This is a genomic window from Arthrobacter sp. BPSS-3 (assembly GCF_044628475.1).
Classification (GTDB): Bacteria; Actinomycetota; Actinomycetes; order Actinomycetales; family Micrococcaceae; genus Arthrobacter.
Genome location: NZ_JBIMMV010000002.1, coordinates 342,005 through 353,756 on the forward strand (window position 1 = coordinate 342,005; position 11,752 = coordinate 353,756).

Genomic DNA, 11,752 nt, shown 5'->3' on the forward strand with positions numbered 1-11,752 from the left:
CGTGCCGCCGAGCACTACATGTAGTGCCGCCGCCCACTCAGGGCCACCAGGGAAGCGCCCCGCGACACGCCGTAGATGTGCGACACGCGGGATGGTTAATTGTGGCTAACTAGTCCACAGGGTGTGGACGGGGACGCAGAAAAAGCCGCGAATCCGGACATTTTGAGGGCCTCTGCTTGTGGATTAACGGTGGGTTAAATGACATACTTGTAATACATCATCTTGGGGTCCGCGCCGGGCTCTTGCACTACATGTAGTATCGACATACAGTTCGAGCGGAGCGGTTACAGGCCGCAAGGCGAGGCGGGTTCCGGGACGCGAAAGCAATACCGGGCAGGCCCCACCGGACCCGAACCACAGACTTCAACTAAGGGGACCAGGACATGACCGTAACGGTTTACACGAAGCCGGCCTGCGTGCAGTGCAACGCAACCTACCGCGCGCTCGACAAGAAGGGCATCGCCTACCAGAGCGTCGACATCTCCCAGGATGCCGAGGCCCTCGAGCGCCTCAAGTCCCTGGGCTACATGCAGGCCCCGGTCGTCGTGACCGACCAGGACCACTGGTCCGGCTTCCGCCCGGACAAGATCGAGGAACTGGCCCAGGCCACCGCCGTCGCGGTCGCCTGAAAGCCTTCCCACAGCAGCACCACACCGGATGAGGTGACGACCATGGCCGCACCGGCAACCGCCGGGCCGCCGCTGGCAGCGACGACCGTGGACTCAGCCACGGATTCACAGCCAGTGCAGACCACCGGCAGCCACCTCATCTACTTCTCCTCTACGTCGGAAAACACCCGTCGCTTCGTCCGGAAGCTCGGCGTCGACGCCGCCCGCATTCCCCTCCTGGCGAGGGAACCGGCGCTCGTGGCCACCGAGCCGTATGTCCTGGTGGTTCCCACCTACGGCGGGACCGGGGGAGAGGGATCCGTTCCGAAGCAGGTCATCCGCTTTCTGAACGACCCGAGGAACCGGCAACAGCTCCGTGGAGTGATCGGGGCGGGCAACACGAATTTCGGGGACAACTACTGCATGGCCGGCGACATCATCGCCGCCAAATGCAACGTCCCGCACCTATATCGATTCGAACTCATGGGGACGCCGGAAGACGTCGGCCGAGTACAACAAGGATTGGAAGAATTTTGGACACGACTGTCGCAGACGAAGTGACCGGGGCTCACGCCGTGGAAAAGCACACCGTGGCGGGCGAGAAGCCGGCCCTGCCGGCCGCCTACCAGGGCCTGGGCTACCACGAGCTCAACGCCATGCTGAACCTCTACGGTCCGAACGGCGAGATCCAGTTCGAAGCCGACCGCGAGGCCGCTCACCAGTACTTCCTGCAGCACGTGAACAACAACACCGTGTTCTTCCATGACCTCGAGGAAAAGCTCGACTACCTGGTGAAGAACGAGTACTACGAGCGGGAAACCCTCGACCAGTACACGATGAACTTCATCCGCGAGCTCTTCAACCGCGCCTACAAGAAGAAGTTCCGCTTCGAGACCTTCCTCGGCGCGTTCAAGTTTTACACCTCCTACACGCTGAAGACGTTCGACGGAAAGCGCTTCCTGGAGCGCTACGAGGACCGCGTCTGCATGGTGGCCCTGCACCTGGCCCGCGGAGACGAGCAGCTGGCCACCCAGATGGTCGACGAGATCATCGAGGGCCGCTTCCAGCCGGCCACCCCGACGTTCCTGAACGCCGGCAAGAAGCAGCGCGGCGAGCTGGTCTCCTGCTTCCTGCTCCGCATCGAGGACAACATGGAGTCGATCGGCCGCTCCATCAACTCCGCACTGCAGCTGTCCAAGCGCGGCGGCGGGGTGGCCTTCGCGCTGACCAACATCCGCGAGGTGGGCGCCCCGATCAAGCAGATCGAGAACCAGTCCTCCGGCGTCATCCCCGTGATGAAGCTCCTCGAAGACAGCTTCTCCTACGCCAACCAGCTCGGTGCCCGCCAGGGTGCCGGTGCGGTGTACCTGCACGCGCACCACCCGGACATCTACCGCTTCCTCGACACCAAACGCGAGAACGCGGACGAGAAGATCCGCATCAAGACCCTCTCCCTCGGCGTCGTGATCCCGGACATCACCTTCGAGCTCGCCAAGCGGGACGAGGACATGTACCTGTTCTCCCCGTACGACGTCGAAAAGGTCTACGGCATGCCGTTCTCCGACGTCTCGGTCACCGAGAAGTACTACGAGATGGTGGACGACTCCCGGATCAAGAAGACCAAGATCAAGGCGCGCGAGTTCTTCCAGACCCTCGCCGAGATCCAGTTCGAATCCGGCTACCCGTACATCATGTTCGAGGACACCGTGAACCGGGAAAACCCGATCGACGGCAAGATCATCATGTCCAACCTGTGCTCCGAGATCCTCCAGGTCTCCCAGCCCACGACGTACCACGATGACCTGTCCTACGACGCCACCGGCAAGGACATCTCCTGCAACCTGGGCTCGCTGAACATCGCGAAGACCATGGACTCGCCGGACTTCGGCCTGACCATCGAGACGGCCATCCGGTCCCTCTCCGCGGTCTCCGACATGTCCAACATCACCTCGGTGCCCTCGATCGCCCGCGGCAACGACCAGAGCCACGCGATCGGCCTCGGCCAGATGAACCTGCACGGCTACCTGGCCCGCGAGCGGGTCCACTACGGCTCCGAAGAGGGCCTGGACTTCACGAACATCTACTTCTACACGGTGCTGTTCCACGCGGTCCGCGCCTCCAACAAGCTGTCCATCCAGACCGGCCAGACCTTCGGCGGCTTCGAGAAGTCCAAGTACGCCTCCGGCGAGTTCTTCGAGAAGTACATCAACCGCGAGTGGGTCCCGGAGACGGCGAAGGTTGCCGAGCTGTTCCAGAACATCCACATCCCCACCCAGGATGACTGGCGCGAGCTGAAGGCTTCCGTCATGGAGCACGGCATCTACAACCAGAACCTGCAGGCCGTCCCGCCGACCGGCTCGATCTCCTACATCAACAACTCCACCTCCTCGATCCACCCGGTGGCGTCCAAGATCGAGATCCGCAAGGAAGGCAAGCTGGGCCGCGTGTACTACCCGGCGCCGTACCTGACGAACGACAACCTGGAGTACTACGAGGACGCGTACGAGATCGGCTACGAGAAGGTCATCGACACCTACGCCGCCGCCACGCAGCACGTGGACCAGGGCCTGTCCCTGACGCTGTTCTTCAAGGACACCGCCACCACGCGTGACATCAATAAGGCCCAGATTTACGCCTGGAAGAAGGGCATCAAGACCATCTACTACATCCGTCTCCGCCAGCTCGCGCTGGAAGGGACCGAGGTAGAGGGCTGCGTCTCCTGCATGCTCTAGCCTCCGACTGAGGCATGCGAGTACGACGGCGGGCGCCCGCCCGCCGTCGTACGCTTTAACTTAGAGAACCAACCCAACATTGAGGGGATGACATGACCGAGAAGGTCAAGCTGCTGAGCCACGTCGAGGCGATCAACTGGAACCGCATCCAGGACGACAAGGACGTGGACGTCTGGAACCGCCTGGTCAACAACTTCTGGCTGCCGGAGAAGGTGCCGCTGTCCAACGACGTCCAGTCGTGGAACACCCTGACGCCGGCCGAGCAGCAGCTCACCATGCGGGTGTTCACCGGCCTGACCCTGCTGGACACCATCCAGGGCACCGTCGGCGCCGTCTCGCTGATCCCGGACGCGGTCACCCCGCACGAGGAAGCCGTCTACACGAACATCGCGTTCATGGAGTCCGTGCACGCCAAGAGCTACTCCTCGATCTTCTCCACGCTGGCCTCCACCAAGGAGATCGACGAGGCGTTCCGCTGGTCCACCGAGAACGAGAACCTTCAGAAGAAGGCCCAGATCGTCATGGACTACTACCAGGGCGACGACCCGCTGAAGCGCAAGGTGGCCTCCACCCTGCTGGAGAGCTTCCTGTTCTACTCCGGCTTCTACCTGCCGATGTACTGGTCCTCGCGGGCCAAGCTGACGAACACGGCCGACCTGATCCGCCTGATCATCCGCGATGAGGCCGTCCACGGTTACTACATCGGCTACAAGTTCCAGAAGGGCCTGGAGAAGGTCTCCGAGGAGAAGCGCCAGGAGATCAAGGACTACACCTTCGAGCTGCTCTTCGAGCTGTACGAGAACGAGGTCCAGTACACCCACGATCTCTACGACGGCGTCGGCCTGGCCGAGGATGTCAAGAAGTTCCTGCACTACAACGCCAACAAGGCCCTGATGAACCTCGGCTACGAGGCCATGTTCCCCGCCTCCGTCACCGACGTGAACCCGGCGATCCTCTCGGCCCTGTCGCCGAACGCCGACGAGAACCACGACTTCTTCTCCGGGTCGGGCTCGTCGTACGTCATTGGCAAGGCCGTCAATACCGAGGATGAGGACTGGGATTTCTAGTCTCCTCAGTCAGCATCGCATTTGAGGACGGCCCCGCACCTCCTGTGCGGGGCCGTTCTGTGTTGGCGGCGGGGTACCGGGGGATATCCGCGTCGCTTCAGCACTCGTCGATGATCTTTCCGACCACGCTGCCGACGGCGGCACCCAGGGCCGCGCCACCGGCGCCACCGAAGTAGCCGCCGATCACTCCGCCCGCGCCGGACAGCGTGCCCTGCCAGTTGCTTCCCGACTTCTTGTAGACCACCGTGGTTCCTCCGCCGCCGCCGTCGTCGGAGACGTAGGATCCGACGGCGCCGGAGGCGTAGGCCAGGGCGACCGGGCTGGCGTTGCCCTTCATCATGAGTTCCTCGTACGCCTTTTTGACCTCGTGGTAGGCCTTGGCGGCGTCGTGCTTGCCTCCGGTGGCCTTGTGGCCGAGCTCGCAGATGTGGGTCAGTACCGGCAGCTCTGCCTCGGTGATGAAGTTCAGCTCGTGCAGTTTGCTGAGCACGATCTTGTCGGCCTTCAGGCGGTCGCCTTTGGCCTCGGCCATGATGCGCTGCACCTCCCTGGCCGCCGCGCTTTGCATCTCGTAGACGCCAATTCCGCTGAAGGATTCGATGCTGGACATTGGAATGCCCTCCTAAGTGCTGGTTGAGGCGCAGGTCTGCGCAGTGGAATCTTGCTCCCGTCGCGGACGGAAGGGAATACCGAAACTATTCAGAAGCCGGCAGCGTCTTCGAGGCTCGGTTCACCGGAGTATCCGGGCAGGGCTGAGAGGGAATCCGGCCAAAGCGGCGGTTCCCAATCCTGCTGTTCGCTGCGGTAGCGGCGTCCGGTGGGGGAGACCCATTCCGGCGGCTCCTGAGGCGTAGCCGGCGTCGGCTGCCAAGCCGTGGTGTGTCTGAGTCGGTGGTGCTTCCGGCAGGGCTGGCCGAGGTTGCTAATCCCGGTGGTCCCGCCCTTCGCCCAGGCCAGCAGGTGATCTGCATCCGTATCGAGGGATGAGTTGTTACAACCTGGGAAGGAGCACTTGGCGTCCCGCAGCCGAAGCCATTGCCGCATTGCCTTGGGGATCCGGTAGCTGGTGCGGCCGATCTCCAGTGGCGCACCATCCCGGGGATCCACCAGCACCCGGTAGAACGAGTCCGCCCCGTCCGCCACCAGCCTCCTGGCCGTCGACGGCGGGATCGGTCCGAAGCCATCCAGCGTTGCAGGCTCATCGGTCAGCCCCAGTAGTGATAGCACCGGGACGGTGACCAGCACCTGCGCCCGCGGGACCGGCGCCCGGCTAATGGTGGACGCGGAGGCGGTCCCTTCAAGACCAGGGCCGGCGTCGCCGTCGACGTAGCCATCGGAACGGTCGGCCAGCAACAGGGTAACGGCCACGTCCGCACGGAGCTGGGCCAGTGTCCGCGGCTCGTCCGGTCCCTGCAAAGCACGGGAGGCGGAGGTGAGCCGATCGAAGATTCCGGCCGCCTCCACCGCCGGCAAGTAGGCGTTGAGCCAGGCCATGCCGTCGCGGTCGGGATGAAACTCCACCCGCCGGTCGGCCGTGCCGCGGGTGTGCCGGGCCTCGATGCAGTCCGGATGGTGCCGCTCGCGCCACGTTCTGGCCTTCGCCCTGAACCGTGCGGGGATGAGTTCACCCGCGTAACAGGCGCGAGCCGGTGAGGAGGCGTCCGGGTCGAGAAAATGCTGCTCCAGAGCCGCAGCACCGGCGGGGGAGAGACTCGAAGCTTCGTCCACCATGATCCGGGCGTGCTGCCAGGAAACCTCGCCGGCACGCAGCGCGCCCAGCGTCAGGGGAAGCGACGACGTCAGGGCCAAAGCTTCGGAAATTAGCGCCGCGGCAGACCGTTCACTGATCGTGAGGACACCGGCAATTTCCGCGACGGTGCCCATCTCCCGTGCGGTGCATTCCTGAGGCGTTGTGGCAGGTCCGGCAAGCACATCCTCGAGCCGAACGTACTCGCCGGCCAGGTGCACCTTCAGCGCCGCCGTACGGGATTCCAGACGCGCAACTTCCGCCAGTCCATCCAGGCAGGCGTCGGCGAGCAGCCGGGCGGGATCGGCCTCGGGCCCGAGCGCAGGGCCAGCCACGGGGCAGGAGAGCAGCCGCTCAAGCGCGGCGGCGGACTTCTTCAGGGCCGCTACCGCCGCCCTGATGCCTGCATTGACGCCATAATCGAAAGCCTCTCCGCTCTCCATGACTCAACACTAGGGCGAAGCACCGACATTTAAACCCGGACGCAGGCCCATCCGTGTCCGGGACCGGCGAGAGATAGCACGCCGGCGCGTAAGATCAGGGACTGCCAACCAGCTCCAAGCCTCCCTCAGAACGCGTAGCGGATACGACAATAGGGCGCGATGTCTGCAATGAGCTGGGTCAGTTGCCGCACGTAGCGTGCCTTGGCTCCCGACCGGTAGCGGACGTTCGTGAAGCCGTTCGACGAGACCTTTGACTCCTGCAGGTCCGGGCGCCAAAGTGCCTGCTCAGCCTGCGGATGCCAGCCTAGATTGACCTCATGGAGTCCCTCGTTGTGCGTCAGGAAGATCACTTCCGCCGCAAGTTGGGCCTTCGCGGCGTCAGTCAGGGTGGCGTCGAGCTGACGGAGCAGTTCCTCCCAATCGTCGAGCCAGGTGTCCGTGATGACGACGGGGGAGAAGTTCACGTGCACCTCATAGCCGGCTTCAACGAAGTCGTTGATGGCGGCCATTCGTTCAGCCACCGGGGACGTTCGGACGTCAATCGACTTCGCCAGAGCCGCCGGCATCAAAGAGAACCGGATCCTGGTGTGGCCGCCATGGTCCCACGCGAGCATCGCCGGGTTCACGTATTTTGTGGCAAAAGACAGCTTCGCGTTTGGCAGGTCCCGGAAAAGCGTGACCAACTCTTCCACGTTGTCGCTGATCAGGGCGTCGACGGAGCAGTCGCTGTTCTCGCCGATGTCGTACACCCAGAGTTCCGGGTCGCACTGGTTGGGCTCCAGCTTGATGCCCTGGCGCGTGGCATGCCGCTCCAGCGTCCGGGCGATGTCGTGGATGTTCGCAAACACGGTGACCGGGTTGCTGTACCCCTTGTGCCGGGGGACGTAGCAGTAGGCGCACGCCATGGCGCAGCCGTTCGCCGTCGAGGGCGCAATGAAATCCGCCGAGCGGCCGTTGGGCTTAACGGTCAGCGATTTCTTGACGCCGAGGACCAGCGATTCCGTCTTGATCCTGGACCAGCGGGGCACGTTCGTTTCATCCCCGTGGACTTCCGGGATGTTCCAGTGGCTATCGATAAGGACGACGTCGGCGTCCGGCCATCGTGCGACGATCTCCCTGCCCCGGGGAAGCTCAAGCGCCGCAGGCTGGGCATAGATCCGCCGGATTTGTAGCAGGCGGTTGAACTCCACGATTCCGTTCCCCTGCGGGCCCGAAGGGACTACTCGTCGGCGGCGGCGAGCTGGCCGCAGGCGCCGTCGATCTCCTTGCCGCGGGTGTCACGGAGGGTGCAGGGGACCCCGGCGGCGCGCAGCCGGGCGATGAACTCCTGGGCCACCGGCTTCTCCGAGGCGGTCCAGATGGAACCCGGCGTCGGGTTCAGTGGGATCGGGTTGACGTGCACCCAGCCGCGGCCGCGCTGGTTCAGCTTCTTGGCCAGCAGGTCGGCGCGCCACGGGTGGTCGTTCATGTCCTTGATCAGCGCGTATTCGATGCTGACGCGCCGGCCGGTCTTCCGGTAGTACTCGTACGCGGCGTCGATGGCCTCGTCGACCTTCCAGCGGTTGTTCACCGGGATCAGCTCGTCGCGGAGCTCGTCGTCGGGCGCGTGCAGTGACAGTGCGAAGGTGACCGGAATTTCCTCGTCGGCCAGCTTGCGGATGGCCGGGACCAGGCCCACGGTGGAGACGGTGATGTTGCGGGCCGACATCCCCAGTCCCTCGGGGGACGGGTCCACGAAGCGGTGCAGCGCCGCCATGACGCGCTTGTAGTTGGCCAGCGGTTCACCCATGCCCATGAAGACAATGTTGGTGACGCGCTCGTCGTCGTGCTCCTTGGGGCCCAGCTCGCCCGCTGCGATGGCACGGTTCGCGGCGACCACTTGGTCCACGATCTCCGCGGTGGACATGTTGCGGGTCAGCCCCGCCTGGCCGGTGGCGCAGAACGGGCAGTTCATGCCGCAGCCGGCCTGCGAGGACACGCAGAGCGTGATCCGGCCGGGGTAGCGCATCAGCACGGACTCGACCAGGGCGCCGTCGAACAACCGCCAGAGGAACTTGATGGTGTCCCCGTTGTCCGTGCGGAGGCGGCGGACCTCGGTCAGCAGCGGCGGGAACATCTCGGCCACGAGCTCCTCGCGGCCGGCCTTGGGCAGGTCGCTCATCGCCGCCGGATCCGTGGTCCAGTGCTGGAAGTAGTGCGTGGAGAGCTGCTTCGCGCGGAACGCGGGAGCACCCATCTCCTTGAGCTTCGCGGCGCGCTCCTCCAGCGTGAGGTCAGCGAGGTGCGCCGGCGGCTGCTTCACCCGCGGCGAGGCGAACTGGAGGACTGGCCGGCCCTCCGAGGTGCGCGCCTGCTCCCAGCCTTCCGCCGTCGGGCGGACCTGCGGGCGTGCGCTGCCGACGGCGTCGCCGCCCTTCGCGCGGGTACGGTCGGGGGCGTCGGAGGGGGAAGTTGAGGAAGTCATCCTTTCTATTGTCCCACGCCGTCCTACCACACGCTAAGCGCGGGGCAGCCCGGCGGCCGGGCGCGGCACCGGCGGGCCGCACCCAGGGGCCGCGCCCGCTGCTGCATCCGGCGTCCGGCCGCTGGCGTCCGGCGGCCAGTGCACCGGGTACGGTCCCTAGTAGCCCGCGACCTCGTGCGGGACGTACGGGCTCTCCAGCTCCGCCATCTCCTCCGGCGTCAGCGTCAGCTCCAGCGAGGCGAGGGCGTCCTCCAGGTGCTGGGCCTTGCTGGCGCCTACGATCGGTGCGCTGACCACGCTGTTGGCGCGTACCCACGCAAGGGCAACCTGGGCGCGGGGCACGCCGCGGCGCTCGGCGATGGTGCGCACGGCGTCGGCAACGGCCCGGTCGCTGCTCTCGGCGCTGTAGAGGGTCTTGCCGAACTCATCCTTTTCCGAGCGGTTGGTCTTCTCGTCCCAGTCCCGGGTGAGCTTGCCGCGGGCCAGCGGGCTCCAGGGCAGCACCCCGATCTTCTGGTCGGCGCAGAGCGGGAACATCTCGCGTTCCTCCTCGCGGTAGACCAGGTTGTAGTGGTCCTGCATGGTGACGAACCGGGTCCAGCCGTTGAGCTGCTGCAGGTAGAGCGCCTTGCTGAACTGCCAGGCCGCCATCGAGGACGCGCCGATGTAGCGCACCTTGCCGGCCTTGACGACGTCGTGCAGCGCCTCGAGCGTCTCCTCGATCGGCGTCGAAGGGTCCCAGCGGTGGATCTGGTAAAGGTCGATGTAGTCGGTGCCCAGCCGGGTGAGGCTGGCGTCCAGTTCCGCGAAGATGGCCTTGCGAGAGAGTCCGCGCCCGTTGGGGCCGGGGCGCATGACGCCGTGGACCTTCGTGGCGATGACGGTGTCCTCGCGGCGGGTGAACTCGGCAAGGGCGCGGCCCACGATCTCCTCGCTGGAGCCGTTGGAGTAGACGTTCGCCGTGTCGAAGAAGTTGATTCCCGCGTCCACGGCCTGCCGGATCAGTGGACGGCTCTCCTCCTCGGGCAGGGTCCACGGGTGCGGTCCCCGCTCGGGGTCCCCGTACGTCATGCAGCCCAGGGCCAGCGGTGAGATGTCCATGCCGGTGTTGCCGAGTTTGATGTAATCCACGTCTGCCTTCCGTCGCAAATCCCACGGCCGCCGGTGCGGCCTTCGCCCCACGTTAGGCGACGAGTCTGACAAATTGCGAGGAACGCACAGTCAGTGGGAGGAGAGGATTGCGACGACGGCGTCCGCGACGGCGCCGGGCTGGCTAAGGAACGGGGAGTGGCCCGAATCCAGGGCCTCGTACGTGGTGCACCGGCGGGCCATCCGCAACTGGAGCGTGGGGTCGAGGGCCTTGTCCTGCCGGCAGACGATGTACGTGCTCGGCGTCGTCAGCCAGGCGGTCCGTGCCGGGACACCGCGGCCGTGCCCCGAACGCTGGGGAACGAGCAGGGACGTGGCCCTGGCTCGGTCTTCGGGACTGCAGTCGGCATAAAGGAGGTCTCCGGCTAACTCCGGCCGCAGGCGTGAGGTCCCGTCGTCGTGGTGCTCGACGATGCTGTTGATGAGGGCCGCCCGTCCGCCGAGGGAGGCGCCGCTCTCTCCAGTCGCCGGGACGAAGGCCGCGACGTAGAGGAGGTGGCTGATCCGCTCAAGCCCGGTGATGACGGACCCGCCATAGGAGTGCCCCAGGACCAGCGGCGAGGATGCGCAGGAATCGACGACGGATTGGACGGCGTCCGTGTCGGCGGCGAGCGAGCCGCGATGAAGGTGGGGCGCATGGACCGTCAGGCCCCGCGAACGCAGTTCCTCGACGAGCTTGGCGAAGTGCCGGGGTTGGTGCCACAGGCCGTGAACCAGGACCACCTCGGCACGTGCCGGCACCGGCCCTACACTCCCTTGAGCAGGGCGAAGTAGCCGGGAACCTGCTGGGGGAGCCCCTCCGGCTTCATCGGAACGACTTCGATGTTGATCGGCCCCTCGGAACGCAGCTCCCACTCAGAGGCCGGGAAGGCCCGCTGCCGTTCCTTCCCGCCGAACCGTCCCGGCCGGGGGAGGTGCTGCAGGGCCCGCTCCAATTGCCGGGGGACGTGGTGGTGGCTGGCGCCGAGCGCGGTGAGGTAGTCCAGGCTCGATCCGGGGAAGTTAGTTTCGGCGAGGAACACCTGGCCCTGGCCGGCCACCAGCGTGCGAAGGTTCGCGGCCAGTGCGGCCTGGTGCGCGGGATCCAACACGTGGAAGACGCCCCGGACAAACACGTTCGCCGGACCGAGCCGGTCCAGGAGCTGCGCTCCGGCGCCTTCGCCGGTGGCGTCGACGGCCAGGAAGTCGGCGTTGGGGATGTTTCGGGCCTCGTGGGCCGCGCGGGCGACGGCCCCGGGGGAGACGTCGATGCCGAGGACCTGCGGGAAGAGCCCGGCCAGCCAGCGGGTGTGCGTGCCGTTGCCGCAGCCGACGTCGATGACGGGCAGGGCCGGATCGAAGGCGTCCAGCAGGACACGGGCGTACTGGGCGTGTTCCGCAGCGGAATCCGAATCCCAGAGGACATCGCCGTCGCTGCCGGTCGCGCGGACGCCGGTCCAATACCGGTCCCACGCCGTGTGCGGGTCCCGCGGGGCCTTGGAGGTCAGGCGCACCACCGTCGGGACAAGGAGCAGCTGCTGCCAGAGCTTGGACATCCGCTTA

General features: G+C 65.7%; 11 protein-coding genes. 4 read left to right on the forward strand and 7 right to left on the reverse strand.

Translation table 11 applies throughout. The features are described from left to right. Window positions 1-383 precede the first annotated feature (383 nt). The 4 genes from nrdH (at window position 384) to nrdF (ending at window position 4,407) form a co-directional block, all read left to right on the forward strand. Window positions 384-629 carry a glutaredoxin-like protein NrdH gene (gene nrdH, locus ACFVY3_RS04585; protein WP_400158898.1) on the forward strand — a complete coding sequence of 82 codons (246 nt, stop codon included), beginning with the start codon at window positions 384-386 and terminating at the stop codon, window positions 627-629. Between the two features lie 42 nt (window positions 630-671). Then, entirely contained in the window at window positions 672-1,169 is a 498-nt protein-coding gene (gene nrdI / locus ACFVY3_RS04590) for a class Ib ribonucleoside-diphosphate reductase assembly flavoprotein NrdI (protein WP_290257637.1), read from the forward strand. A 50-nt stretch (window positions 1,170-1,219) separates the two neighbouring features. Further along, entirely contained in the window at window positions 1,220-3,340 is a 2,121-nt protein-coding gene (nrdE, locus tag ACFVY3_RS04595) for a class 1b ribonucleoside-diphosphate reductase subunit alpha (protein WP_400159059.1), read from the forward strand. Window positions 3,341-3,432: 92 nt separating this feature from the next. After that, entirely contained in the window at window positions 3,433-4,407 is a 975-nt protein-coding gene (nrdF, locus tag ACFVY3_RS04600; protein ID WP_290257638.1) for a class 1b ribonucleoside-diphosphate reductase subunit beta, read from the forward strand. A gap of 97 nt (window positions 4,408-4,504) precedes the next feature. Here nrdF and ACFVY3_RS04605 read toward each other — a convergent pair whose 3' ends face one another. From ACFVY3_RS04605 to ACFVY3_RS04635, 7 genes are all read right to left on the reverse strand, one after another. Next, a complete protein-coding gene (locus tag ACFVY3_RS04605) occupies window positions 4,505-5,017 on the reverse strand; it encodes a hypothetical protein (RefSeq protein ID WP_400158899.1) in 513 nt (170 codons plus the stop codon). A gap of 89 nt (window positions 5,018-5,106) precedes the next feature. Beyond that, window positions 5,107-6,597, reverse strand: a complete 1,491-nt coding sequence (locus ACFVY3_RS04610) for a DUF222 domain-containing protein (RefSeq protein ID WP_400158900.1) — start codon at window positions 6,595-6,597, stop codon at window positions 5,107-5,109. A 125-nt stretch (window positions 6,598-6,722) separates the two neighbouring features. Then, window positions 6,723-7,787 carry a spore photoproduct lyase family protein gene (locus ACFVY3_RS04615; RefSeq protein WP_400158901.1) on the reverse strand — a complete coding sequence of 355 codons (1,065 nt, stop codon included), beginning with the start codon at window positions 7,785-7,787 and terminating at the stop codon, window positions 6,723-6,725. 29 nt (window positions 7,788-7,816) lie between these two features. Then, window positions 7,817-9,061, reverse strand: a complete 1,245-nt coding sequence (gene rlmN, locus ACFVY3_RS04620; RefSeq protein ID WP_377970239.1) for a 23S rRNA (adenine(2503)-C(2))-methyltransferase RlmN — start codon at window positions 9,059-9,061, stop codon at window positions 7,817-7,819. Window positions 9,062-9,217: 156 nt separating this feature from the next. Continuing rightward, a complete protein-coding gene (locus ACFVY3_RS04625) occupies window positions 9,218-10,192 on the reverse strand; it encodes an aldo/keto reductase (protein WP_364135256.1) in 975 nt (324 codons plus the stop codon). Between the two features lie 90 nt (window positions 10,193-10,282). Continuing rightward, the gene (locus ACFVY3_RS04630) at window positions 10,283-10,951 is read right to left on the reverse strand and encodes an alpha/beta hydrolase (protein WP_400158902.1); all 669 of its coding nucleotides are present in this window, start codon (window positions 10,949-10,951) and stop codon (window positions 10,283-10,285) included. Window positions 10,952-10,956: 5 nt separating this feature from the next. Continuing rightward, window positions 10,957-11,745 carry a class I SAM-dependent methyltransferase gene (locus ACFVY3_RS04635; RefSeq protein ID WP_400158903.1) on the reverse strand — a complete coding sequence of 263 codons (789 nt, stop codon included), beginning with the start codon at window positions 11,743-11,745 and terminating at the stop codon, window positions 10,957-10,959. Between the last annotated feature and the right edge of the window lie 7 nt (window positions 11,746-11,752).